The organism is Provencibacterium massiliense, from assembly GCF_900169495.1.
In the GTDB taxonomy this organism is placed as follows: Bacteria; Bacillota; Clostridia; order Oscillospirales; family Ruminococcaceae; genus Harryflintia; species Harryflintia acetispora.
In genome coordinates, this window is sequence record NZ_FWCH01000009.1 from 112,946 (window position 1) to 137,896 (window position 24,951).

General features: G+C 61.7%; 20 protein-coding genes. 15 read left to right on the forward strand and 5 right to left on the reverse strand.

Annotation, left to right across the window (positions count from 1 at the left end; all coding sequences use genetic code 11):
• Positions 1-591 precede the first annotated feature (591 nt).
• On the reverse strand, positions 592-4,140 hold the full coding sequence (gene nifJ, locus B5477_RS02070) for a pyruvate:ferredoxin (flavodoxin) oxidoreductase (RefSeq protein WP_079698160.1): 3,549 nt from the start codon (positions 4,138-4,140) through the stop codon (positions 592-594).
• Between the two features lie 345 nt (positions 4,141-4,485).
• Between nifJ and B5477_RS02075 the strand changes: the two genes are divergently transcribed.
• Positions 4,486-5,535: a DUF4097 family beta strand repeat-containing protein gene (locus B5477_RS02075; protein WP_159448894.1), complete on the forward strand. Its 1,050-nt coding sequence runs from the start codon at positions 4,486-4,488 to the stop codon at positions 5,533-5,535.
• Between the two features lie 21 nt (positions 5,536-5,556).
• Positions 5,557-6,153, forward strand: a complete 597-nt coding sequence (locus B5477_RS02080) for a DJ-1/PfpI family protein (protein ID WP_079698162.1) — start codon at positions 5,557-5,559, stop codon at positions 6,151-6,153.
• A 42-nt stretch (positions 6,154-6,195) separates the two neighbouring features.
• On the opposite strand, the gene B5477_RS02085 is transcribed toward B5477_RS02080, so the two are convergent.
• Together B5477_RS02085 and B5477_RS02090 are read right to left on the reverse strand one after the other, a co-directional pair.
• Entirely contained in the window at positions 6,196-6,861 is a 666-nt protein-coding gene (locus tag B5477_RS02085; protein WP_079698163.1) for a metallophosphoesterase, read from the reverse strand.
• A gap of 21 nt (positions 6,862-6,882) precedes the next feature.
• Positions 6,883-8,172 carry an O-acetylhomoserine aminocarboxypropyltransferase/cysteine synthase family protein gene (locus tag B5477_RS02090; RefSeq protein ID WP_079698164.1) on the reverse strand — a complete coding sequence of 430 codons (1,290 nt, stop codon included), beginning with the start codon at positions 8,170-8,172 and terminating at the stop codon, positions 6,883-6,885.
• A gap of 456 nt (positions 8,173-8,628) precedes the next feature.
• On the opposite strand from B5477_RS02090, the gene B5477_RS02095 reads away from it, so the two are divergent.
• From B5477_RS02095 to B5477_RS02120, 6 genes are all read left to right on the forward strand, one after another.
• Entirely contained in the window at positions 8,629-9,981 is a 1,353-nt protein-coding gene (locus tag B5477_RS02095) for a D-alanyl-D-alanine carboxypeptidase family protein (protein ID WP_079698165.1), read from the forward strand.
• A 70-nt stretch (positions 9,982-10,051) separates the two neighbouring features.
• Complete coding sequence (locus B5477_RS02100; protein WP_079698166.1) at positions 10,052-11,023, forward strand: HAD family hydrolase; 972 nt, start codon at positions 10,052-10,054, stop codon at positions 11,021-11,023.
• A 204-nt stretch (positions 11,024-11,227) separates the two neighbouring features.
• Positions 11,228-12,223 carry a deoxyguanosinetriphosphate triphosphohydrolase gene (locus tag B5477_RS02105; protein ID WP_079698167.1) on the forward strand — a complete coding sequence of 332 codons (996 nt, stop codon included), beginning with the start codon at positions 11,228-11,230 and terminating at the stop codon, positions 12,221-12,223.
• Positions 12,224-12,725: 502 nt separating this feature from the next.
• Positions 12,726-14,486 (forward strand): DNA primase, encoded by a 1,761-nt coding sequence (gene dnaG, locus B5477_RS02110; RefSeq protein WP_159448895.1) that lies wholly within the window; start codon positions 12,726-12,728, stop codon positions 14,484-14,486.
• Between the two features lie 6 nt (positions 14,487-14,492).
• Positions 14,493-15,581 (forward strand): RNA polymerase sigma factor RpoD, encoded by a 1,089-nt coding sequence (gene rpoD, locus B5477_RS02115; RefSeq protein ID WP_079698169.1) that lies wholly within the window; start codon positions 14,493-14,495, stop codon positions 15,579-15,581.
• A gap of 59 nt (positions 15,582-15,640) precedes the next feature.
• Positions 15,641-16,060, forward strand: coding sequence for an RrF2 family transcriptional regulator (locus tag B5477_RS02120; RefSeq protein ID WP_079698170.1), 420 nt, complete (start codon positions 15,641-15,643; stop codon positions 16,058-16,060).
• Positions 16,061-16,450: 390 nt separating this feature from the next.
• On the opposite strand, the gene B5477_RS02125 is transcribed toward B5477_RS02120, so the two are convergent.
• Positions 16,451-16,756, reverse strand: coding sequence for a helix-turn-helix domain-containing protein (locus tag B5477_RS02125; RefSeq protein WP_143533524.1), 306 nt, complete (start codon positions 16,754-16,756; stop codon positions 16,451-16,453).
• 443 nt (positions 16,757-17,199) lie between these two features.
• Between B5477_RS02125 and B5477_RS02130 the strand changes: the two genes are divergently transcribed.
• From B5477_RS02130 to B5477_RS02160, 7 genes are all read left to right on the forward strand, one after another.
• Positions 17,200-18,429 (forward strand): uracil-xanthine permease family protein, encoded by a 1,230-nt coding sequence (locus B5477_RS02130; RefSeq protein ID WP_278335616.1) that lies wholly within the window; start codon positions 17,200-17,202, stop codon positions 18,427-18,429.
• 113 nt (positions 18,430-18,542) lie between these two features.
• Entirely contained in the window at positions 18,543-19,298 is a 756-nt protein-coding gene (locus tag B5477_RS02135; protein WP_079698172.1) for a 4Fe-4S double cluster binding domain-containing protein, read from the forward strand.
• 82 nt (positions 19,299-19,380) lie between these two features.
• Complete coding sequence (gene asnA / locus B5477_RS02140; RefSeq protein WP_132083730.1) at positions 19,381-20,385, forward strand: aspartate--ammonia ligase; 1,005 nt, start codon at positions 19,381-19,383, stop codon at positions 20,383-20,385.
• A gap of 33 nt (positions 20,386-20,418) precedes the next feature.
• Positions 20,419-22,500, forward strand: coding sequence for a glutamine synthetase III family protein (locus B5477_RS02145; protein ID WP_079698174.1), 2,082 nt, complete (start codon positions 20,419-20,421; stop codon positions 22,498-22,500).
• Between the two features lie 142 nt (positions 22,501-22,642).
• Complete coding sequence (locus tag B5477_RS02150; RefSeq protein ID WP_079698175.1) at positions 22,643-23,266, forward strand: DUF2589 domain-containing protein; 624 nt, start codon at positions 22,643-22,645, stop codon at positions 23,264-23,266.
• Positions 23,267-23,327: 61 nt separating this feature from the next.
• Positions 23,328-23,849 (forward strand): DUF2589 domain-containing protein, encoded by a 522-nt coding sequence (locus B5477_RS02155; protein ID WP_079698176.1) that lies wholly within the window; start codon positions 23,328-23,330, stop codon positions 23,847-23,849.
• Between the two features lie 159 nt (positions 23,850-24,008).
• Entirely contained in the window at positions 24,009-24,530 is a 522-nt protein-coding gene (locus B5477_RS02160) for a hypothetical protein (protein ID WP_143533525.1), read from the forward strand.
• Positions 24,531-24,578: 48 nt separating this feature from the next.
• Here B5477_RS02160 and B5477_RS02165 read toward each other — a convergent pair whose 3' ends face one another.
• Positions 24,579-24,854: a hypothetical protein gene (locus tag B5477_RS02165; protein WP_079698178.1), complete on the reverse strand. Its 276-nt coding sequence runs from the start codon at positions 24,852-24,854 to the stop codon at positions 24,579-24,581.
• Between the last annotated feature and the right edge of the window lie 97 nt (positions 24,855-24,951).

The following is a 24,951-nucleotide window of genomic DNA, read 5'->3' on the forward strand; positions in this document are numbered from 1 at the left end:
GGCTGTGACCCCGAGGAATCACTGCTGCGCATAATCGCTTATTTTCTCGTTCTCATTTTTATTGGCCTTCTTTTCTCTATCTCTAAAAAATATCTTTCCATCCTCGTCCCAGAAGAAGATGACCTCTATGCGGTATATGAGCTGATTATATTTTTGCTCGCATTGACCCTGATGCTTCTGGCCTTCGGCCTGTTTTCAAAGGCCGGACCGGCTCCCGCGAAAAAAACAGTAAAAATTCGGGAGCCGGTACCGTATTCCTCTATACAGGAAGTCAGCGCGCCGGGAAATGGACTTTTAGGGGCACCCCCTCTTGGGGGTTCCCCGTCCGAGCTTTCACTGGAAGCTCGGCCTCCCCTCCCCGCGCTTAGAAGTCTTACAGGACGCGGGCTGAGCGTTACCGCACGCACGCTGGTTCTTTCGCGAATCGGGCGCGGCGGCTCGCCGCCCCCGCGCCTTTTACGTCTTTATGAGGGCTCCTCGCCCTCAAACTCCCCGCCCAAGGGTCGCGGACCCTTGGGAATCCCTTGGCTTTTCACATAACATGAAGAGGCCCCGGACCAATCGGTCCGGGGCCTCTTTCCCAATGGGGAATTAGTCTTTGTTGTAGAGCTTGGACAGTCTGACCAGGTGCTCGTATTTGTCCGCCGCAACCTTGGTCGCCTTCTCGAACAGCTCCTCGGCACGCTCCGGGAAGGAACGGGTCAGCGAGCTGTAACGTACCTCGCTCTCGATGAACTCCTTGTAGTCCGCCTTCGGCTCCTTGGAATCCAGCATGAACGGGTTCTCGCCCGCCTCAGCCTTGCGCGGATCGAAGCGGAAGGTGTGCCAGTAACCGGACTCCACCGCACGCTTCATCTCCATCTCGGACTGGGTCATGCCGCCCTTGATGCCGTGGTTGATACACGGAGCGTAGGCAATGACGATCGACGGGCCGTGGTAGCTCTCCGCCTCGACCATCGCCTTGATGCACTGGTTGTAGTCCGCGCCCATCGAAACCTGGGCCACATAGACGTAACCATAGCTCATCGCAATCGCCGCCAGGTCCTTGTTCTTGACCTCCTTGCCGGCTGCCGCAAACTGCGCGACCGCGCCGACCGGGGTGGCCTTGGAGGACTGCCCGCCAGTGTTGGAGTAAACCTCGGTGTCGAAGACCAGGATGTTCACGTCCTCGCCGGAAGCAATGACGTGGTCCAGACCGCCGAAGCCGATATCGTACGCCCAGCCGTCGCCGCCGAAGACCCAGACGGACTTCTTGCTCAGGTACTCCTTGTACTTCACAATCTCCTTGGCAAGGTTCGACTTGCTCTTCTGGAGCAGCTCCACCAGCTTGGCGGTGGCAACCTTGTTCTTGGAGCCGTCCTCAACGGTGGAGAGGTACTCCTCGCAGGCGGTTTTCAGCGCCGCGTCCTTGGTCTCCTTGGTAAGCTCGCAGACCTTGGCGATCAGGCTCTTGCGCACGGTGGCCTGCGCCAGGTACATGCCGTAGCCGTACTCGGCGTTGTCCTCGAACAGGGAGTTCGCCCAGGCCGGGCCGTGGCCGTCCTTGTTGACGGTGTAGGGGGTGGAGGGAGCCGAGCCGCCCCAGATGGAGGAACAGCCGGTCGCGTTGGCGATATACATCCGGTCGCCGAACAGCTGGGTGACCAGCTTGGCGTACGGAGTCTCGCCGCAGCCCGCGCAGGCGCCGGAGAATTCAAGCAGGGGCTGCTTGAACTGGCTGCCCTTGACGGTGGTCTCCTTGAACTTCTCGAGCACCTCGGGTTTCGGGTCGAGGCTCTGGCCGTAGGCGGAAACCTCCTGCTCGTGAAGCTGGGTGTCGAGCTTCTCCATGACCAGGGCCTTGTTGCCCTTCTTGCCCGGGCAGACCGTGGCGCAGACGCCGCAGCCGGTGCAGTCCAGGACCGAAACGGTCATCGCGAAGTTGTAGCCGGGCATGCCGGTCATCGGCAGGCTCTTGGTGCCCTTCGGGGCCTTCTTGAGCTCTTCGTCGCTCAGCACGGCCGGACGGATGACCGCGTGCGGGCAGACGTAGGAGCAGAAGTTACACTGGATACAATTCTCGGGCTGCCAGCAGGGAACGTCCACCGCAATGCCGCGCTTCTCGTAAGCCGCGCTGCCCTGCGGGAAGGTGCCGTCGGCAACATCCTTGAAGGTGGAAACCGGCAGCTCGTTGCCGTGCTGGGCGGTCGCCGGGTAGAGCACGTCGTTGACAAAGTCCACCAGGTCCTTGCGATCGCCCGTGGCGACATGCACCTTGGCGTCGTCCTTGGCGTCCTTCCAGGAAGCCGGGACCTTGACCTCTTTGTACTCCTTCGCGCCGGCCTCGATGGCGGCGTGGTTCATCGCAACGACCTTCTCGCCCTTGCGCCCGTAGGTCGCGGTGGCGGCGTCCTTCATATATTTGATCGCGTCGTCGGCCGGGATGATGTTGGCCAGCGAGAAGAACGCGGACTGCAGCACGGTGTTGATCCGGCCGCCCAGGCCGATCTTGCGGCCGATGTCGATGCCGTCGATGATGTAGAACTTGATGTCGTTGTCGGCGATGAATTTCTTCATCTTGCCGGGCAGATGCTTGTCAAGCTCCTTCTCATCCCACGGGCAGTTGAGCAGGAAGGTGCCGCCCTTCTTGAGGTCCTGAACCATGTCGTACTTGTCGACATAGGCCGGGTTGTGGCAGGCGACGAAGTCGGCCTTGTTGATCAGGTAGGTGGACTTGATCGGGTTGTGGCCGAAGCGCAGGTGGGAAACGGTCAGGCCGCCCGACTTCTTGGAGTCGTAGTCGAAATAGGCCTGCACGTACATGTCGGTGTGGTCGCCGATGATCTTGATCGAGTTCTTGTTCGCGCCCACGGTGCCGTCCGAGCCGAGGCCCCAGAACTTACACGCGGTGGTGCCCTCGCGCTGGGTGTCCGGCGCGTTCGGGTCGCGCATGAGCGAGAGGTTGGTCACATCGTCGTTGATCGAGACGGTGAAGCGCGGCTTCTCGTTGTTCTTGGCGTTGTTGTACACCGCGAAGATGTCCGCCGGGGTGGTGTCCTTCGAGCCCAGGCCGTAGCGCCCGGAGAAGGTCTTGACGCCCGCGAACCTGGAGTTCTGCAGCGCAAGGATCACGTCGAGGTAGAGCGGCTCGCCCAGGGAGCCGGGCTCCTTGGTGCGGTCGAGCACGGTGATGGTCTCCACCGTCTCGGGGATGGCGCGCAGCAGGTGCTCTTTGGAGAACGGGCGGTACAGGCGGACCTTGACCAGTCCCACCTTGTCGCCGTGGCCGTTCATGAAGTCGATGGTCTCCTCGATGGTGTCGCAGACCGAACCCATGGCAATGATCACATGCTTGGCATCGGGAGCGCCGTAGTAGTTGAAGAGGCTGTAGTTGGTGCCGATCTTCTCGTTGACCTTGCCCATGTAATCCTCAACGATCGCCGGGAGGGCGTCGTAGTAGGGGTTACAGGCTTCTCTGGCCTGGAAGAAGATGTCCGGGTTCTGGGCGGTGCCGCGCAGGACCGGGCGCTCGGGGTTTAAGGAGCGGTGACGGAAGGCATCGACCGCATCCCAGTCGAGCATGTCGGCGAGATCCTTGTCGTCCCAGACCTCGATCTTCTGCAGCTCGTGGGAGGTGCGGAAGCCGTCGAAGAAGTGCAGGAAGGGGACGCGGCCCTTGATCGCGGCCAGGTGCGCCACGGCGCCCAGGTCCATGACCTCCTGCGGGTTGCCGGAGGCCAGCATGGCGAAACCGGTCTGGCGGCAGGCGTACACGTCGGAATGGTCGCCGTAGATGTTCAGCGCATGGGTGGCAACGCAGCGCGCGGAGACGTCGATCACCGCGGGAAGCAGCTCACCGGCCATCTTGTACATATTCGGGATCATGAGCAGCAGGCCCTGGGAAGCGGTGAAGGTGGTGGTCAGCGCGCCGCCCTGCAGGGAGCCGTGCACCGTACCGGCGGCGCCCGCCTCGGACTGCATCTCGATGACGTTGACCTCCTGGCCAAACAGGTTCTTACGGCCGCCGGCCGCCCATTTGTCGGTCACCTCGGCCATAACTGAGGACGGAGTGATCGGGTAGATCGCAGCAACATCGGTAAACGCATAGGATACATGCGCCGCGGCGTTGTTGCCGTCCATGGTTTTCATCTTTCTTGCCATGTTTTTTTATTTCCTCCCTTTGGATTTTTTTGCCATTTTCCTGTCAGATAAACTCTGATTATCCATCTGAGATTTTATCACGTTTACCACCTTCTGTAAAGGGTGCGAATCCCGTTTTTTACCGGGTATGACAAGATTTTATCATTTTTTCGGCAATCTTTTGGGAAACACCCAAAGGGTGCCCGCAACCGGGGAGGAATAGTCAGCTTTTCCCCCAACAATTCGTTTTTTTCGCGCCGCGCCTTGGGGAGCAAAAATCCCCCTTGTTATGCGCGGCCGGCTTGACAGTCCTTTCCAGATGGCCTAGAATCAAAATCAGGTTGGAATTTTGAAAGGAAGATGACGATGAAACGACGGCTGCAAGCATTTTTGCTTATCTGCCTCCTGCTTGTCTTTGCCCTCCCCGCCGGGGCGGCGCAGGTCGCGGCAAGCGGCAATCTATCCTTGAGCATAACCGAGGACCAGATGGCCTTCGGGCTGGACCACTGGCTGGGGCGCGGCGACTTTTTCGGGGACCTGCTCAGAGAGAGCACCCCCAACGTGCGCACCAAGCTGGAAAGCAGGGCGCTCCCCGCTAAGGCAAAGCGCCTGGAGATCAGCGCCGACTACTGCGGCGTGCTGGTCGAGCCCTCCTCCACCGGCAAGCTGGAGCTGCTCCTCGCCGGGGTGAAGGAGGCCGACCGGGACAAGTTTTCCGTCAGCCTGAGCACCGGGGCCGACGGGGTGCTCCGGCTCACGGCCAAGGGGGACGAGTCGCTGCACTTCATCAGCATGAAGGAGGGGGGCCTGGTCAACACGGTGGTGCTGCAATTCCCCGCCGCCCGGCTGGCAGAGCTCAAGCTGAGCGCCGGGTACGGCATGGTGCGCTCCTTCGACCTCGCCGAAGAAACCACCGGGAAGACCGGCAGCGGCACCCTGGAAATCCGGGATGAGACGGTGCGTGGGAACTGCACCATGGAGAGCGAGAGCGGGGATGTGAAGGTGAGCGGCAGCGCCGCCGTCAGCGGAAAAATCCGCCTGACCACCGAAAACGGGGACGCGCAGGTCAAAGGCGGCGCGGTGGGCGGGCCGGTCGAGCTGCGCTCCAGCAACGGAGACTCCCTGCTCTTCGCCGACTCGGTGGGGCAGGCGGCGCTCAGCACCGCCAACGGCGACGCCCTTCTTGAAACCGGTGCCATGCAGGGGGACGTCACCCTCACCAGCGGCAACGGGGACGTGGCCGTGCGCTTTCGGAAGGCGCCGCAAAACCTGGGGCTGACGCTCAAAGCCGGGAACGGCGACCGTATCCTGCCCTCCGGCTGGAAGAACGGCTACTCCCGCGGCAGCGGGAGCCCCTCTCTCACCCTGGAATCGGGCAACGGGGACATCCTGGTCCGGATCGGCCAGGGCAAATAAAACCGGGAAGGATATCATTTTATGAAAACCATTCTTTTTGTTCTCTTGGACCAATGGGCGGACTGGGAAGCCGCCTATCTTTCCTCCGCGCTGCGCATGCTGGGGCAGGGCCGCTATGCGGTTAAGACGGTCTCGCTGACCCGCGATCCGGTCGAGTCGATCGGCGGCTTCCGGGTGTTTCCTGATTACGATATCCATTCCCTCCCGGCGGATTACGAGGCTTTGATCCTGGTCGGGGGCCTGTCCTGGCGGCAGGAAGCCGCCCGGCAGGTCGGGCCGCTGGTGGAGCGCTGCCTCAGTGAGCGCAGACTCCTGGGCGGCATCTGCGACGCCTCGGGCTTCCTGGGTACGCTGGGCATTTTGAACGACGTTTGCCACACGAGCAACGAGCTTTGCGACCTCGAGGCCTGGGCGGGGGACGCCTACACCAACCGGGAAAACTATGTCATGGAGCCGGCCGTGCGCGGACGAAACGTCATCACGGCCAACGGGACGGCCTCTCTGGAGTTCGCCCGCGAGGTCCTGCTGGCGCTGGAGGCAGCGCCCCGGGAGAAGATTCTGGAGTGGTACGAATTCCACAAGCGCGGCGTCTATGAGGTCCCGATCCCCAAGATGTGAACAAACGGCAAAGCGCCCGCCGGTTCCCCGGCGGGCGCTTTTTTATTCGAGCGGCAGCACACTTTTATAGAGCGCCGCGTGCCGCGGGGGAATCCGCCGGTCCAGATGATAGCAGCCGAACACCCAGAGCCTAAAGCGGCAGGTGTCCGAGACCTCCTGCAGGAAGACATGCAGCAGGTTCTGCCGGTCGGTCTCCATGTCGATGAAGCCGCGCATCCGGCTCGCGCAGTCGTGGGTGACAATGAAGTCCACCTCGTTTTGGCAGCGCGCGAGGCTTTGCCTGGCATGGGCGAGCTCCCGCTCATCCGGCAGCTCGCTTTCCCACCAGGAGACGCCGGGGATGCGCATGTCCACGTCCGGGCTCTCCCCGCCGCCGAAGGTGAACACCCGCTTGCCCTCGATGGTGTACACCTCGCCCCGCGGCAGGTAGTAGAGCCGGCCGCTGATGCTCTTCGCCTTCCCGCCGCAAAAATCGACCTGCGGATACTGCGCGAGCAGCTCGAGGTTGTCATGGGTCCCCTCGACAAAGCAGATGTTATACCGCTTTCGCCCGAGCCGGCGCAGGATGCGCTGCTCGCGCTTCGAGCCGTCCCACACAAAGCCGAAGTCCCCGCAGACGAAGAGGGTGTCCCCCTTGCGCAGCCGCCGCAGCTCCCTGCTTTTGAACCGCCCGAGATCGCCGTGCAGGTCCCCGGTCGCGTAAAGCATGGCGTTTTCCTCCTTCTCGCGCTAGCGCACCGCCTGGCGGATGGCCCCGTCCAGATCGTCGATCAGGTCCTGCGGCTCCTCGAGCCCCACCGAGAGGCGGACCGTCTGGGCCGAAATCCCGGCAGCCTTCAGCTGTTCGTCGCTCAGCTGCGAGTGGGTGGTGGTGGCCGGATGGATCACCAGCGAGCGGGCGTCCCCGACGTTGGCCACATGCATCCAAAGCTTCAGGCTGTCGATGAAGCGCATACCGCTGTCCCGCTCGCCCGACAGGCCGAAGGTGAAGACGCCGCCCGCCCCCTTGGGCAGCAGCTCCTGCTGCAACGCGTGATACTTATCCCCCTCGAGCGAGGGGTAATTGACGAAGGGCACCTTGGGATGGCCCTGCAAAAATTTTGCGACGGCCAGCGCGTTGTCGCAATGGCGGCGCATGCGCAGGGAGAGCGTCTCGATCCCCTGCAAAATCAGGAAAGCGTTGAACGGGCTTAAGCACGCGCCCACATCCCGCAAAACCAGCGCGCGCAGACGGGAGATGAAGGCGCCCTCGCCGCAGTCCTTGCCGAAGACTACCCCGTGGTAGCTCGGGTCGGGCTGGTTATAGAGCGGGTAGCGCTCGTTGCCGTAAAAACGGAACTTCCCGCTGTCCACCACCACCCCGGCCATCGAGGTGCCGTGCCCGCCCAAAAACTTGGTGGCCGAGTGGATCACCAGGTCCGCCCCAAGGTCGATGGGCCGCTGCAGGTAGGGGGTGGTGAAGGTCGAATCCACCGCCAGGACGACGCCGTGCTTATGGGCGATGGCGGCGATCTTCGGGATGTCGGCCACGTTGCAGTTGGGGTTGCCCACCCCCTCGACGAAGAGCAGGCGGGTGCGCTCATTGATGGCCGCCTCCCAGGCGCCGAGGTCGTCCGGGTCGACGAAGGTGACCTTGATCCCCAGGCGGCGCAGGGTGGTGTCCAGCATATTGATCGCCCCGCCGTAGATGCAGATCGAGGAGACGATCTCGTCCCCCTCTTCGGCGAGGTTTAAGATGGTCTGGAAGATGGCGGCATGCCCCGAGGAGACCGCCAGGGCTCCGATCCCGCCGTCCAGGTCGGCCACCCGCCGCTCGAGCAGGTCGACGGTGGGGTTGCCGAGCCGGGAATAGATGTTCCCCGCCTCCTTGAGCTCGAAGAGGGCCTTCGCGTGCTGCGAATCGTTGAAGGTATAGGCGGTGGTCTGGTAGATGGGGGCCGCCGCCGAGTGGGTGTCGGTATCGGGGGCCTGCCCCGCGTGGATCATCCGGGTGTCAAACCCCCAGTTTTCCTGCGCCATGCTTGATTTCCTCCCTTATCATTCGGTCTTGATGGGTGAATAAACTGTAAAATTTTGCGCCGTATGCACCAAAAAACGCCCCCGGCACTGTACAAAAATCAAATTTCGACTATAATAATTAGTATCTGGTGCAAAGTTCTGCCCGGCCGTCGGCGCATATACCCGGCCGCGGCGGCCATCCTAATTTTTTGCGGCTCCCGGCGGCTAAGGCCGCGGGAGCGGGGAACGTTATTACTATACTCAGCTTTTCAAAAAAGTTTTTTGAAAAGCTGAGCCCCGCCCAAGGCGGGGATTCCGCTCGTAAACTCGCTCAAATGTGGTAGGGAACCACTGGTTCCAAAGGGAATCAAAGATTCCCTATACACAAAACGCCCCCCTCCTCCCTACAGCCCGGGGCTATCGTTCTTTACAGGAAGCCTTATTACTATACTATAACATCCACAGGAGTTTGTCCATATGCGTAAACTTGCTTTTTCCCTCTGTCTTCTCCTCTCTTTGAGCCTGTGCCTGTCCTCGCTCGCCTCGGCGGCCTACATGCCGGACGAGAACAAGGACTTCAAAACCAATTCGCAGGCGGTGTACCTCTACAACACCGATACCGGCACGGTGATCTACCAAAAAAACGAGCAGATGAAGCTGCAGCCCGCCTCCACCGCCAAGATCATGACCGCGGTGCTGGCGCTGGAGAACACGGACGATCTGGACGAGGAATTCACCTACCCGTCCTACATCTTCAATATGCTCGAGCCGGGGGTCTCCCAGGCCGATGTGCGGGTGGGAGAGACCATGACCATGCGCAAGGCGCTCTATGCGCTGATGCTCCAGTCCGACTGCTTCTCGGCCCTGGCCATCGCCGACCGGATCGGGGACGGGGACATCGACGCCTTCATCCAGATGATGAACGACAAGGCCAAGGAGCTCGGGGCGGTCAACACCAATTTCGCCAACCCCCACGGGCTGTATGACGAGAACAACTACACCACCGCCTACGACCTGTTTTTGATCACCAAGTACGCCGTCGACGTGGACGGGTTCATGGAGATTGCCTCCACCCCGGTCAAGGACATCGGTCCGACCAACATCCATTCGGAAGGGTACAACATGATCACCACCATCCTGCCGATGATCAAAAGCAGCGAGTACTACTACGAGCCCATCCGCGGGATCAAGACCGGTACGCTGGACGAGGTGGGGCGCAACTATGTGTCGATGGCCTCCAAAAATGGCTACACCTACATTCTGGTGCTGCTGGGCGCGCCGATCTACGACAGCTCCTCCACCGGCGAGGACGGCAGCCCGGTGCCGCTCGCGCAGAACACCGTCTTCCAGGATGCGATCAATATCTACGAATGGGCCTTCAACGGCTTCGAGAGCAAGATGCTCCTCGAAAAGGGCAAGAGCGCGGGCGAAGTCAAGGTGCGCCTGTCCAAGGACGCCGACCACGTCGCCCTGCTCGCCTCGGAGGACTTTTCGGCCCTGGTTCCCAGCGAGTACGCCTCGGGCGTGGTGCTCCAGCCCCACATCCCCGAAACGGTGGACGCGCCGGTCAAGCGGGGAGACAAGATCGGCACGGTGGACATCGTGCTGGCCACCGAGGTGCTCGGCACGGTGGACCTGCTGGCCGAGGCGGACATCTCGCGCAGCCAGACGCTCTATATCCTCGACTACATCAAAGGACTCTTCAAATCCTTCTGGGTCAAGTTCGCGGTGATCCTGGTGATCCTCATCATCGCGCTTTATATCACGCTCATGGTACTGCGCAACCGCTACCGCAAGCGGTACCGCCGGGCGCACCGGCACCGCGGCTAATGGTTGCCGGGAAAAACATCTGGGGTGCTTAACATCCGCTATTAGCGGAAAATGAGGGGGAGCAAACATCATGTATATCCTGTCAGTTTGTCTGCTGGCGCTGAGCCTGCTGCTTTCCATCGCGGTGCTGGTCTTCCGCATCCGTGGCCTGATCCGCCAGGACGAAACGCTGCTGTCGGTCCTTGTGATTGTGCTCACCGTGATCTATTACATCGCGGTGGCCTTCCAGATCCTCAACACCTGGTGGGTGATGGGTGAAAACCTGCTGGCGAGCCCCGAGCTGATGGGCCGCTGGCAGAACGTCGTCGTCTACCTGCTGGCCTTCGTCGCCTATGCGGTGCTGCTGGTGCTGGCGCTCCTGCCCTCGTCCGGGGGCGGCCAGAAGAGCGAGAGCGTCGAGGCGGTGCTGCTCGGGCTCGACGGGGTGCTGCTCGACGACGAGCGCGCCATCCGCGAAGCGGCCATCATGGCGCTGCGCCTGCACGGGATCGAGGCGACGCCCGCGGATTTCGGCGACTTCGTCGGGATGGGCGAGGACCGGCTGATCGGCGGGGTGGCCGAAAAGTACGGCAAGCCTTACAGCGTGGACATGAAGCGGATGGCCTATGAGTTCTACGACCGCGACTGCCGCAAGTACATCACGGTGTACGACGGGGTGGTGGACATGATCTATAAGCTCAATGAGCGCGGCTACCGCCTGGCGGTCTGCTCGGACGGGGATGGGCGCAAGGTGTCGATCGACCTGGAGTGCATGGGGATCGACCGCGAGGTCTTCGACGCCGTAATCAGCGGCAACGACATCGTCAACAAGAAGCCGCATCCGGAAATCTACATCACCGCCGCGCGCAAGGTGGGCGCGGCGATCGGCAAGTGCGTGGTGGTCGAGAACACCGTGGCCGGCGTGCAGGCCGGGCGGGCCGCCGGGGCGATCGTGGTCGGCGTGACCACCGCCTTCAGCGCGGACCAGCTGATCAGCGCCGGGGCGGATTATATCATGACCAACACGGTCGAGCTGCCCGAGGTGGTCTCCAAAATCCGCTGACGCCCTTCGTGTGAATTCGCCAAATAAAGAGATGCTTGCGGGCAGCAGACCGGATCTGCTGCCCGCAAACTTATGAAAGGCGGGGGACGGCCGGGGCAATTTTTGTAGAATCCACCGAAATTTTATTTTTCCGGAAGGGATTGCGCCAAAAAAGAAGTATTACTAGTTACAATCTATTATTTTACAGAAAAAGGGGGAGTGAACATGACCATCCGGGAAAAGAGCGAGCGCGAGGAGCGCGAACGCCTGAGCCCTTACGCCAAGTGCTGTCTGGACAGTGCGGGCCGCCAGCGACCCGAGGAGCCCTGCCCCATGCGCACCGACTTCCAGCGGGACCGGGACCGGATTTTGCACTGCAAGTCCTTCCGGCGCCTCATGCACAAAACCCAGGTGTTCCTCTCCCCCGAGGGAGACCACTACCGCACCCGGCTGACCCACACGCTCGAGGTTTCCCAGATTGCGCGCACCATCGCGCGCAGCCTGCGCCTCAACGAGGACCTGACCGAGGCGATGGCCCTCGGGCACGACCTGGGGCACACCCCCTTCGGGCACGCCGGGGAGTACGCGCTGCGCGAGGTCTGCGAGCACGGCTTCGTCCACGCGCAGCAGAGCGTGCGGGTGCTCGAGCGCCTGGAAAACGACGGGCGCGGCCTCAACCTCTGCGCCGAGGTGCTCGACGGGGTGCGCTGCCACTCCTCCGGGCAGCGCGCGCAGACTTTGGAGGGACGGGTGGTGCGCTACGCAGACAAGATCGCCTATATGAACCACGACATCGACGACGCCATCCGCGCCGGGGTGCTGGGGATCAGCGACATCCCCTGGGATTTGCAGTACATATTGGGGCGCACCAAGTCGCAGCGGATCACCGCCATGGTCGTCTCGCTGGTGGAGAATTCCTCGGACGACATCCGCATGAGCGAGGATATCCAGGGTGCCTTCGACAAGCTGCACAAGTTCATGTTCGAGGCGGTCTACACCAATCCTGCCGCCAAGGGCGAGGAGGGCAAGGCCAAGGAGGTCGTCAAATCCCTCTTTTCCTATTTCGTCGCCCATCCGGACAAGCTGCCCGGCGAGTACCACGGCATTTTGGAAGAGGAGGGCGCGCATCGCGCGGCGAGCGACTACATCTCCGGCATGAGCGACCGCTATGCGGTGAGCACCTTCCAAAGCCTCTTCATCCCCAAGTCCTGGAGCCTCTAGCGGCAGGCTGTCGCTCCCGATTCGCGGTGGCAGGCTGCCACCCCCGATACGCGAAAAGACTTTTGCGGTCTCGGCCATGCTCAGCCCGCGGCGGCAGGCTGTCGCTCCCGATACGCGAAAGAGCTAGTTTGTAAAGCGGCAGTGCTCAGCCCGCGTCCTGAATTGCGGGATTCCCAAGGGGCTAAGGCTCCTTGGGCGGGGCGTGGGGCAGCGCCCCACGGTCTTTAGCGCCAGCGAAGCGCGGGGAGGGTGAATCGAGCCTCCAGTGGAGGCTCGAGGGGGAACCACCAAGAGGGGGTTCCCCAAAAGCCCGAGCGTAAAGCTCCCCCTGTCGAAACGGCGCTGCGAAGCCGGAGCGTACAGCGTGAAAAAACGCATAAAATCCGAGAATCCCGCGAAGGCGGGCACCGAAAAAAATTTTGATGTCTAAAGCCGCCAAAAGCAGCTATACTAATTTTAGAAGGACCCGAAAATCGGGCGCAAAGGAAGGAGGAATGCCGGTTTGATCCCGGAGTCGTTTATACAGGAACTCAAGTTTTACAGCGACATCGAACAGATCGTCTCCTCCTATGTCCATCTGAGCAAGCGGGGCAAAATCTCGGTCGGGCTCTGCCCGTTCCACAACGAGAAAACCCCTTCCTTCACCGTCTACCCCGACACCCAGTCCTTCTACTGCTTCGGCTGCGGGGCGGGCGGGGATGTGGTCAGCTTTATCCGGCGGATCGAAAACCTCGAATACGTCGAGGCGATCCGGCTGCTCGCGCAGCGCGCGGGGCTGCAGATGCCCGACGACACGCAGAACGACGAGGCCGCCCGGCTCAAAATGCGCATTCTCGAGCTCAACCGCCAGGCCGCGCGCTTCTTCCATCACAACCTGACCACCCCGGCGGGCGCCACGGGACTGCGCTACTTCCGGGAGCGGGGCCTTTCCGACGACACCATCAAGCGCTTCGGGCTCGGCTACTCCCTTGAAGGCTGGAGCTCGCTGTGCGACCACCTCAAGGGCCAGGGCTTTACCGAGCGCGAGCTGCTCGAGGCGCGGGTCGCCGCGCAGGGGAAGAGCGGCAAGGGCTGCTACGACCTCTTCCGTGGGCGGGCGATGTTCCCCATCATCGACCTGCGGGGGAACGTGATCGGCTTCGGCGGCCGGGTGATCGGCGAGGGCGGGCCCAAATACCTCAACTCCCCCGACACCCCGGTCTTTAAGAAAAGCCGCAACCTCTTCGCCTTAAACCGGGCAAAGTCTTCCAAACTTGATGGGCTGGTCCTCGCCGAAGGGTATATGGACGTGATCGCCCTGCACCAGGCGGGGTTCGACAACGCGGTGGCCACCCTGGGCACGTCGCTCACGGCTGAGCAGACCCAGCTGATAGCCAAATACTGCAACGAAGTCACCATCGCCTACGACTCGGACGGCGCCGGGCAGAACGCCACCCGCCGCGCGATCAACCTCTTTGCCGACGTGGGGGTGAAAATCCGGGTGCTCAAGATGGAGGGCGCCAAGGACCCGGACGAATACATCAAAAAGTTCGGCGCTACCCGCTTCAAGCTGCTGCTGGAAAATTGCAACAACGCCATTGAATTCGAGATCTCCAAGCTGCGCGCCAAGTACGACGTGGAGACCGCGGACGGGAAGGTCAACTTCCTAAACGAATTCTCCAAGCTGATGGCGGGGATCCGCAACCCGGTGGAGCGGGACGTCTACGTCAAGAAGGTCAGCGGCGAGCTCGCCGTCTCTCCCGAGGCGGTGCTCCAGCTCATCGGCACCAACGTCAAGCGCAAGGTGGGCAGCGAACGCAAGAAACAGCAGCGGGACCTTAAAATGTACGTCGGCGCGGGGGCGATGGGCAAGAGCAACCCGCAGCGCGAGCGCAACCTGCGCTACGCCCTGGCCGAGGAGCGCCTGATCGCGCTGCTGCTCAAAAACCCCGACTACTACGAATACATAGCCGCCAAAATCAGTCCCGGGGATTTTGTGACCGACTATAACCGGGAAATCTTTGAAAAAATCAGCGAGCGGCTGCAACAGAACCAGTCCATCGAGATGATCTCGCTCTCCTCGGTGCTCGACATCGAGGACATGGCCTTCGTCTCCGGGCTGTTCGCATCCCAGGTCAGTGAAAAACATCCCTTAAGTGAAGCGGATGATTATATAAAGACGATCCTGCAAAAGAAGAATGAGAAATCCAGCAGTGAGGTCGCGGCGATGGATGAGCGGGAGCTCGGGGAGTACCTGCGCACCATCGCGGCGAGAAAGAAATAGGGGGAAATGAATTTGGCAGACAAGAAACAGGTTATCAAGGAACTGATCGACAAGGGCAAGGAGAAGGGCCGGGTCACCACCAAGGAGCTCAACGACGTGCTCGAGGAGCTCGACTTCGACGTCGAGCAGGTAGATAAGCTCTACGACACCCTGGAGAGCTACCATATCGACATCGTGGAGGACATGGCCTCCCCGCTCGAGGAGGACTTCAAGGCCCCGATGGCCACCAACGAGGATTTGGAAAGCTCCCTGTCGGCTGAGGGGATCAATATCGACGACCCGGTCAAGGTCTATCTCAAGGAGATCGGCCGGGTGCCGCTGCTCACCCCGGAGGAGGAAATCGACCTGGCCACCCGCATGGCGGCGGGCGACCCCTATGCGCGCAAGCGCCTGAGCGAAGCCAACCTGCGCTTGGTGGTGAGCATTGCCAAGCGGTATGTCGGGCGGGGCATGCAGTTTTTGGACCTGATCCAGGAGGGGAACCTCGGGCTGATCAAGGCGGTGGAGAAGTTCGACCACACCAAGGGGTTCAAGTTCTCGACCTACGCAACCTGGTGGATCCGCCAAGCGATCACCAGGGCCATCGCCGACCAGGCGCGCACCATCCGCATCCCGGTGCACATGGTCGAGACGATTAACAAGGTCAAGAAGGTATCCAGCCAGCTGCTGCACAAAAACGGGCACGACCCGAGCGCCGAGGAAATCAGCGAGGTGCTGGAGATGCCGGTGGAAAAGGTGCGCGAGATCATGCGTGTCGCGCAGGAGCCGGTCTCGCTGGAAACCCCCATCGGCGAGGAGGAGGACAGCCATCTCGGGGACTTCATCCCGGATGACGACGCCCCCGCCCCCTCGGACGCGGCCAGCCACATCCTTCTCAAGGAGCAGCTTTCCGACGTGCTCTCCACCCTGACCCCGCGCGAGGAGAAGGTTTTGCGCCTGCGCTTCGGGCTGGAGGACGGGCGTAGCCGCACTCTGGAAGAAGTTGGAAAGGAGTTCGACGTCACCCGCGAACGAATCCGCCAGATCGAGGCCAAGGCGCTGCGCAAGCTGCGTCACCCGTCCCGCAGCAAGAAGCTCAAGGATTATCTCGATTAGTTGACAAAATTAGTATATTATTCTATAATAGATCTCATCGAAGCCCACGGAGGTCTATTATGCACATCACGCTGGAAGCGGATTACGCCATACGCATTGTATATTGCCTATCCCACGCCGGGAAGCGCACCGACGCGAAGTCGATTTCGGAGCAGACGGGGGTAACCCTGCGGTTTGCGCTGAAGATTCTGCGCAAGCTGGTGGCGGCGGGGATTGTGAAGTCCTATAAGGGCACGCAGGGCGGATATGAGATTGCAAAGGACCCGTCCGAGATCACGCTGCGGGCGGTGATCGAGACGGTAGAAGGGCCCTACACGCTTTCGCGCTGCGTGTCGCCGGATTTTGTCTGCTCGCATCCGGGCGAGGGGCCCTGCCGGTTCAATGCGGCGTTTGCGGAAATATCGAAGATGGTCAACGAGAAGCTGGAGACGGTGACCTTTGAGCAGCAGGCTGCTGCACCCGATTCGCGAAAGGACTAGTGTGCAGGGCGGCAGTGCTCAGCCCGCGCTGTAAATATGAGCGCGGCGAAGAACGGATAAAAAACGCGGTGGAATAATCCACCGCGTTTTTCTGTTGCGTAAAGAAGTGGGATTCCAAAGGGTTAAAGACCCTTTGGCGGGGAGTTTGAGGGCGAGGAGCCCTCATAAAGACATAAAAGGCGCGGGGGCGGCGAGCCGCCGCTCCCGATTCGCGAAAGAACCAGCGTGTGTGCGGTAACGCTCAGCCCGCGTCCTGTAAGACTTCTAAGCGCGGGGAGGGGAGGCCGAGCTTCCAGTGGCCATGTCCCAAGCAGAGCTTGGGACAGTGGGGAACCCCCAAGAGGGGGTGCCCCTTTTTCTGTAGCCGGGAACCGCTTGCACTCCGGCCGCTCATTCCATGACCTCCACCAACTGCATTAAAACCTCCTTCTGTTGGGGCGTTAGGGTAGACCACTTTTCAAAAAGCCGAAGCTCCTCGTCCGAAAGTCCATAGGCCTCTTTGCCATCGGACATAAACTCCACCATAGTGATTCCCAGGCCCTCGCAAAGTTTTTCCAGCGTGGGCATGGTCGGCAGATTGTTTTTCCGAAACAATGAATTCAGCGTACTGTTAGAAACTCCGGATAGCTGGGACAACTTATATTCTGACATCCCACGCTGATCCATTAATTCTCTCAATCGCTCCAAGACATCCATTTTGTTACCCCACCGTTTGTTAAGTTTTGTCTGGGGAACCCCCTCTTGGGGGTTCCCCGTCAAACCTTCCACTGGAAGGTTTGACTCCCCTCCCCGCGTCTTTTCGTCTTTTTGAGGGCTCCTCGCCCTCAATCTCCCAGCCAAGGGGGCGTCGCCCCCTTGGAACCCTGCATTGCAAGCAACTCCCCTAACCTAACCAGTATAAATAACTCAAAAGAAAAATATACCAACAATTGATCGTATCTCAAAAAATTTAGTCTGTTCATTTCCCCCACAATGTGCTATAATGACAAAAATGCAAATTTTCCGCCTTTAAAAGTGTGCCCTGTGAGGTCATAAGGCAAAGCCGGTTCCGGCGTTTTTTGCGTGCGTTACCGTGCCCGCGTCCTCACTTTGGACAGCGGGCTTTTTTGCGGCAAAACAAGAGAGAGAGGGAAGTCAAATTGAGAGAAGTCAAATTTAACAGCAAAAACCTTCTGCTGGGCGTGCAGCACCTGTTCGCCATGTTCGGTGCAACCGTCCTCGTTCCGGCCATCACCGGCCTCAATCCCGCCGTCGCCTTGATTACCGCCGGTATCGGCACCATCATCTTCCACCTGTGCACCAAGGGTCAGGTGCCCGTCTTCGTCGGCTCCTCCTTCGCCTTCATCGCCGGCGTCCAGATCGTTATGCAGGGCGATCCCGCCCGTATCCCCATCGTGCAGGGCGGCATTATCTGCGCCGGGCTCGTCTATGTCGTCCTCTCCATCCTGGTCAGGCTCCTCGGGCCCGACCGGATTTTAAAGCTCTTTCCGCCGGTCGTCACCGGGCCGGTCATCGTCGTCATCGGCCTTACCCTCGCCCCGAACGCCCTGGGCAACGCCTCGCAGAACTGGATCGTCGCCATCATCACCCTGGCCACCGTCATCGTGGTGAGCATCTTCGCCAAGGGCTACTTCAAGCTCGTCCCCATCCTGCTCGGAATCGTCGTGGGCTACGCCGCCGCGATCGGCTATGACCTGATCGCGCACCCGGAAGTGGCCCTCGTCTCCTTCTCCCCCATCCTGGAGGCCGACCTGATCAGCCCGTTCTGGAAGATCGGCGAGTTCTTCACCCTGCCAAAGTTTGACCTCTCCGCCATCCTCACCCTCGCCCCCATCGCGCTGGTCACCTTCATGGAGCATGTCGGCGACATCACCACCAACGGCGCGGTGGTCGGCAAAAACTTCCTCAAGGACCCGGGGCTCCACCGCACCGTGCTCGGCGACGGCCTGGCGACCATCGCCGCCGGACTGCTCGGGGGCCCGGCCAACACCACCTATGGCGAGAATACCGGCGTGCTCGCGGTCACCAAGGTCTATAACCCCTTCGTGCTGGAGCTGGCGGCGGGATTCGCCATTCTGCTCGGACTGTTCGGCAAGTTCGGCGCCACGCTGCAGACCATTCCGGTGCCGGTGATGGGCGGCGTGTCCATCCTCCTGTTCGGTATGATCGCCTCGATCGGCATCCGTACCTTGGCCGAATCCAATCTCGATTTCAGCCACTCGCGCAACCTGATCATTGTGGCGCTGATCCTGGTCGTCGGGCTCGGCCTCTCCGCCGGAGTTTCGATCGGCGGCTTCCAGATTTCCGGCCTCTTCCTGGCGGTCGTGCTCGGCGCCGTCGCCAACCAGCTCTTCCCGGCCGAGGTATAAGCAAAACATACAACGGGTATTTTCCGCCCCGGCGGGAAATACCCGTTTCTTATCTTGACATTTCTCTGCCATGGTACTATGTTAAAACCATCCGATCGAAAGAAGGGGTCCCCGTGTCAAAAACAGAGCTAAAAGACGAGGTGTCCGCCCTGGCCCAAAGCCTTGGGGCCAACCTCTGCGGGGTGGCCGACCTGGGCGCGCGAAAAGACTTCATCGCCGAAACCTACGGCGAAAAGTGGGCGGCGTATCCCCGGGCCGTGTCGCTGGCGGTGTTCTTCCCCCGCGAGGTGGTGCTCGAGCAGCTTGACGGCCCGACGCGCAGCTACAGCTATTTCTATGCGGCGATCAACCGGCAGCTGGATACCATCGGGCTGGCGGTGTCCAACCTGCTGCAAACAAAGGGCTGCCGGGCCTATCCGGTGCCGACCTCGGACTACCGGCTGGCCGGGGAGGCGAAGGGGCTGCACGAGCGCCTAGCCGCCGGGGAAAGCCCCGAACCCTTTCACACCGAGCGCGTCGGGATGTTCAGCCACCGGCTGGCCGCCGTCTTGGCGGGGCTGGGATGGGTGGGCAAGAACTGCTCGCTGATCACTCCGCAGGCGGGGCCGCGGCTGCGCCTGACCACCGTGCTCACCGACGCGCCCCTCCCGCCCGGGAAGCCCATTGAAAACCGCTGCGGCAGCTGTACCCGCTGCCGGGATATCTGCCCGCCCCGGGCGCTCAAGGGCGTGGCCTTCCGGGAGGAGGACCCGGTGGACGTGCGGCTGGACCGGGAGAGGTGCAACGCCTATCTCGACCGTGTGGCTTCGGTTTTCGGGCGGCACACCTGCGCGCGGTGCCTCGCCGTCTGCCCCTGGGGAAGAAAATAGCCGGCCACGGGTTTCACTGGGAATGAAAATGTGTTAAAATGATCTTTATCGAATCTTATCCCAAACGACGGGAGGAACCATTATGTCCTTAGAATTCCCTGAGCAATACATTCCGCGCCTGGACGTGCTGGAGACCGAGATCGCCATCAAGCTCGCCAAGGACACCTTCGAGCGGGAGCTCGCGCGCGAGCTCGGGCTCATGCGGGTTTCGGCCCCGCTCTTCGTGCGGCCCGAGACCGGGCTCAACGACGACCTCAACGGGGTCGAACGCCCGGTGCAGTTCGACGTGCTGGACATCCATTCGGACGTGCAGATCGTGCATTCCCTGGCCAAGTGGAAGCGCCTGGCTCTAAAGCGCTACGGCTTCAAGCCCGGGACCGGGCTGTACACCGACATGAACGCGATCCGGCGGGACGAGGAGCTGGACAACATCCACTCGGTCTACGTCGACCAGTGGGACTGGGAGAAGGTCATCACCGCCGCCGACCGCACCCTTGCCACCCTCTATTCGGCGGCAAAATCGGTCATGATCGCGCTGCGCACCACCGAGCGGCTGCTCGTCTCCCGCTTTTCACCCCTGACCCCCTTCCTGCCCGAGGAGATCACCTTCCTCACCTCGCAGGAACTTGAGGACCGCTATCCCGCCCTCACGCCGAAGGAGCGGGAGGACGCCGCCGCCAAGGAGTTCGGCGCGGTGTTCATCTCCCAGATCGGCGGGCCGCTGCGCTCCGGGCTTGCGCACGACGGGCGAGCGCCCGACTACGACGACTGGCTTCTAAACGGCGACATCCTGGTGTGGTATCCCCTGCTCGGGCACGCCCTCGAGCTCTCCTCGATGGGGATCCGGGTGGACGCCGCGGCGCTGAGCCGGCAGCTGACCGCCGCCGGGTGCGACGAGCGGCGCAGCCTGCCCTTCCACCGCATGCTGCTGCAGGACAGGCTGCCGCTGACCATGGGCGGCGGGATCGGCCAGTCGCGCATCTGTATGCTGCTGCTGTACAAGGCACACATCGGCGAGGTGCAGGCCTCGGTCTGGCCGGACGGGATGATCGAGGCGTGCGAGGCGAGAGGGATTCATCTGCTGTAAGAAACGACTCACAACTGGAAAGGGGAGCCCCGATTGGAGAGTAAAAAGATTTTCGGACGCAGGGTTTTCAGCGACAAGGTACAGCGCCAGCGGCTGCCGGCGGACATCTACGAAAGCCTCAAAAAGACCCGCCAGCAGGGGCTGGAGCTCGACCCCCATGTGGCCAAGGAGGTCGCCCGGGCCATGATGGAATGGGCGATCGAGCAGGGCGCCACCCACTATACCCACTGGTTCCAGCCGATGACCGGGATCACTGCGGGCAAGCAGGACGCCTTCCTCTCGCCGAGCGGGGACATGGAGGTCATCGAGGAGTTTTCAGCCACCGCGCTGATCAAGGGCGAGCCGGACGCCTCCTCCTTCCCCTCGGGCGGGCTGCGCGCCACCTTCGAGGCGCGGGGCTACACCACCTGGGACCCGACCTCGCCCGCCTTCGTCAAGGACGGGACGCTCTATATCCCGACCGCCTTCTGCTCCTATACCGGCGAGGCGCTGGATCAAAAGACCCCCCTGCTGCGCTCGATGGAGGCGCTCTCCGCCACCGCCCTGCGCACCCTGCGCCTGCTGGGAAACACGACCTCAAACGCGGTTATCCCCACCGTCGGGTGCGAGCAGGAATACTTCCTCATCGACCGCGAGAAGTATGAGCGCCGCCTCGACTTAAAGCTCTGCGGGCGCACCCTGCTGGGGGCCAGGGCCCCCAAGGGCCAGGAGCTCGACGACCACTACTGCGGGCGGATCCGCCTGCGGGTGGCGGCCTTCATGCGGGAGCTGGACCGGGAGCTGTGGAGCTACGGGATCGTGAGCAAGACCCGCCACAACGAGGCCGCGCCCGCCCAGCACGAGTTCGCCTGCGTCTACGACACGGCGAACATCACCTGTGACCACAACCAGCTGGCGATGGAGCTGACGCGCATCGTCGCCAAGAAGCACGGCCTCGCCTGCCTGCTGCATGAAAAGCCCTTCGCCGGGGTCAACGGCTCGGGAAAGCACGACAACTATTCCCTCTCGACCGACGACGGCAGGAACCTCCTTTCGCCGGGGAAGGACCCGCAGCACAACCTGACCTTCCTGCTGTTTCTGGCCGCCTTCATCCGGGCGGTGGATAAATACGCCGACCTGCTGCGCCTGTCGGCCGCCTGCGCGGGGAACGACCACCGCCTGGGCGCCTGCGAGGCGCCGCCGGCCATCATCTCGATGTTTTTAGGCTCGGCGCTGACCGAGATATTGGAGAACATCGCCGCCGAAACGGCCGGCAACGGCTACCGCCTCGGCTCGATGAGCACCGGGGTCTCGGCGCTGCCCACCTTTGAAAAAGATGACAGCGACCGCAACCGCACCTCCCCCTTCGCCTTCACCGGCAACAAGTTCGAGTTCCGGATGGTCGGCTCCTCCCAGTCGATCGCCATGGCCAACACGGTGCTCAACACCATCCTGGCCGATTCGCTCCACTGCTTCAACACCCGGCTGTCGATGGCCGACGACGTCGAGCTGGAAATCGCCGCCATCGTGCGGGACACCATGCACGACCACGGGCGGATCATCTTTAACGGCAACAACTACTCCCCCGAGTGGATCGTCGAGGCCGAGCGGCGGGGACTGGAAAACATGAGCAGCTCGCAGGCCGCCTTCCCCGCCTTCACCCGCAAAAAGAACGTGGAGCTGTTCGAGCGCTTCCACGTCTTCTGCGAGGCCGAGTGCCGCGCGCGGCAGGAGATCATGTTGGAAAATTACAACAAGGTCCTCTCGATCGAGGCGGCCACCATGATCACCATGGTCTCCCGCCAGCTCTATCCCGCCGCCGTGCGGTACGTGGGCGCGGTCGCCTCGGCCTATCGGAGCGTCCAGGAGGCGGGGGTTCCCCTGCCCAGCGCCAGGGCCCACCTGGAGGACGCCGCGGGGGAAGCCGACCAGATCGCCGCCGCGCTTCATGCGGTGGAGGAGCGCTACCGGAAGCTCTCCTCCATCGGCGACCCGATGGAGGAGGGAGCCTTCATCCGCCAAGAGCTGATCCCGGCGATGGAGGAGCTGCGCCGCCACTGCGACCGGTTCGAATCCATCTCGGACAAGGAGTCCTATCCCATCCCCGACTACATCGACCTGATCCACAGGGTCTGATCCGAAATATCGCCTGCGGGCCGCCGGTTTTACCGGCGGCCCGCAGCTTTTCTATTTGCATTCTAATGTCGTATTCTCCGTCATTTAAAAAGGACAAGTCGCATATACATGGAACAAATCCATCAAAAAGGAGCGAGAGAGTATGGGACATGAAGCAATCGGGTCCATCATCAACAGCCTTCCGATCGGGACGATGGTCGCAGCGCCTGTCCTTGCCGCCGTTGAAGCGCAAAAGAGCATCTCCAAGGGCCTGGCCGAATACGTCAACGAGGTCGGCCTGGATTCCAACGGCAATGTGCGGATGGTCACCTTCCAGTATAAAGAGCAGGTCAAGGACAACCAGGGGCAGGTCAGCGATGCGGACCGTTACATCCAGGCGCCCTTCCTCGCCTTGACCGGGCTGCCCAACTTCGCCATGGAGGAGGTCAACGTCAGCTTCGATCTCGAGGTGAACACCGCCGAGGCCGAGAAGAGCGAAACCACGGCCGGCTCGAGCTCCGACGGTAAGATCGGCTTCTTCTTCGGCCCCAAGGTGAACTTCAGCGCCAGCGTCAGCCACAAGTCGGAGCAGACCCGCACCACCGACACCCGCGCGAAATACTCCTTCAATGTCTGCGCCCGCAGGCAGGGCCCGCCCGAATCCTTTATGCGCCTGATCGACGCGGTCACCGCCACGGTCGCCAACCCCAGCCAGACCAAGCCCGCCCTCTCCGACAACCTGCTCCAGGATCCGTCCTCAGGCGGCGGTGGCGGCGGCCAGAGCTGATCGCCGACCGGGCAGAACAAGATGATCAAACCGGCATACAGGAAAGGAACGTGCAGACAAGATGTTTGAAAAATGGAAAAAATCGCCCCTCAAAGGGAAGGGCGGGACGCTCGAAACCACCCTGGCGGACATTGTGAGGGGGATCCAGTACTGCGTCAACTCGGCCTCCGAGATCGTGGACCGGCAATACGTCGCCCAGCTGGACCAGTATTTCGAGAATGGGAGGCCGCTGGTCTATCCGGTGGAGCTCCCCGACGGCTCCAGGATGGAACTTCCGCTCTTCACGCTGATGAACCACTCCGCCCTGGCGCTGGACAAAATGAAGGTTTCCATGACGGTGGGGGTCGACGAGGTGAACACCAAATCCACAGACGTTCCGATCGCGAACAACGAAAATTTCAAGCTGGAGCGCGCCTCCTTCCAGGTGCGCATGGGCGCGCCCGCAAAGAAGAACGGCGGACAGGGGGTGCGCCTGGAAATGACCTTCAAGGCGGGAGAGCAGCCCGAGGCGGTGGCGCGCCTGGCCGAGCAGCTCTGCAACGGGATCAAGCTGTATGCGGGCCCGCCCGAATCCGCCGAATAAATACTCCTGAAAGGGGGAAGCGGGATGCCCCGGCCACTGTTCGTTACCCAACCCAACGGCCGCGACGCCGGACCGCCTGCACGGCGGGCCCGCGAGCGGGCCAATCCCGGAATCAGCATCTGCTGCTACGCCTACGCCACCTTTAACGCGCTCCACCGGTTGGTGCCTCCCCCGGTGGGTTTTGCCGCCGCCTTTCCGAATACCGCCGCGATCGACGCCTTCATCAGGCAGAACTTTTGCGCCGGGCGCAACGCCCGCATGGGCGGCAACATGGCGACCGTGTTGAACGCGCTCCAGGCGCAGGGCATCGGCGCAGGGCTGCAGCTCGCCTCCTGGCAAAGCACCCTCAGCGCCCAGCAGGTCTTTAACCGGCGCGCCCGCGCAATGGTGTTCGGGGTTTCCTTCGGCGCCGACCGCCACTGGATCTTCCTGGACAATGCCTGGCAGATCGGCGCCGCGCCAAACCAGCAGGTCCTGATCCATGCAATCGACCAGCAGAACACCGGGCGGGACTACACCCTGCTGCTCGATCCCGGCACCAACGTCATCGGGCAGACCTTCGACACCTGCGAGGCGGTGACGGGGACGCCGATGTCCCCGGCCAACTACGCCGCCCTCAGGGCGGGGCCGGCCCTCACGCCGCGCAATTATGTCATCAATCGTGTCGACACCCTGCATTAGACAAAATAAACCCCCGGCGCCCCAAAGCGCCGGGGGTTCTTTTATCCGTTATTCCTCTTCCTCGTCGTCCGGCTGGGGCTCCTGCGCCTCACCGGGCTCCTCGGGTTCCCCGGCCGCGCCCGCCTCGTCCGGGTCGACCGACTCCATCTCGGCGGCATAGTAGTCCACGTCGTTGGGCTCCTCCGCCATCAGGTCGTCTTCAAAATCATCAAAATCGTCGCACAGGACGCATTTCTTCTTGCCAAAATAAGCCAGGAACGCAACGACCGCGCCGACGGCAGCGACCAGCAGCGCCAGGATCGAAATAAACGTGCTCTTTTTCATGGGTCCATACACCTCCACATCGTTACAGGCCGCGCGGACAGAAGGCCCGCGCACACACCAGTAGCTTTTCCATATTCCTCATTATAATACGATCCCC

Bases quoted from the DNA above. Each gene is read 5' to 3' on its own strand.
- nifJ (WP_079698160.1), bottom strand. From the start codon at position 4,140: ATGGCAAGAAAGATGAAAACCATGGACGGCAACAACGCCGCGGCGCAT.
- B5477_RS02075 (WP_159448894.1), top strand. From the start codon at position 4,486: ATGAAACGACGGCTGCAAGCATTTTTGCTTATCTGCCTCCTGCTTGTC.
- B5477_RS02080 (WP_079698162.1), top strand. From the start codon at position 5,557: ATGAAAACCATTCTTTTTGTTCTCTTGGACCAATGGGCGGACTGGGAA.
- B5477_RS02085 (WP_079698163.1), bottom strand. From the start codon at position 6,861: ATGCTTTACGCGACCGGGGACCTGCACGGCGATCTCGGGCGGTTCAAA.
- B5477_RS02090 (WP_079698164.1), bottom strand. From the start codon at position 8,172: ATGGCGCAGGAAAACTGGGGGTTTGACACCCGGATGATCCACGCGGGG.
- B5477_RS02095 (WP_079698165.1), top strand. From the start codon at position 8,629: ATGCGTAAACTTGCTTTTTCCCTCTGTCTTCTCCTCTCTTTGAGCCTG.
- B5477_RS02100 (WP_079698166.1), top strand. From the start codon at position 10,052: ATGTATATCCTGTCAGTTTGTCTGCTGGCGCTGAGCCTGCTGCTTTCC.
- B5477_RS02105 (WP_079698167.1), top strand. From the start codon at position 11,228: ATGACCATCCGGGAAAAGAGCGAGCGCGAGGAGCGCGAACGCCTGAGC.
- rpoD (WP_079698169.1), top strand. From the start codon at position 14,493: ATGAATTTGGCAGACAAGAAACAGGTTATCAAGGAACTGATCGACAAG.
- B5477_RS02120 (WP_079698170.1), top strand. From the start codon at position 15,641: ATGCACATCACGCTGGAAGCGGATTACGCCATACGCATTGTATATTGC.
- B5477_RS02125 (WP_143533524.1), bottom strand. From the start codon at position 16,756: ATGGATGTCTTGGAGCGATTGAGAGAATTAATGGATCAGCGTGGGATG.
- asnA (WP_132083730.1), top strand. From the start codon at position 19,381: ATGTCCTTAGAATTCCCTGAGCAATACATTCCGCGCCTGGACGTGCTG.
- B5477_RS02150 (WP_079698175.1), top strand. From the start codon at position 22,643: ATGGGACATGAAGCAATCGGGTCCATCATCAACAGCCTTCCGATCGGG.
- B5477_RS02155 (WP_079698176.1), top strand. From the start codon at position 23,328: ATGTTTGAAAAATGGAAAAAATCGCCCCTCAAAGGGAAGGGCGGGACG.
- B5477_RS02165 (WP_079698178.1), bottom strand. From the start codon at position 24,854: ATGAAAAAGAGCACGTTTATTTCGATCCTGGCGCTGCTGGTCGCTGCC.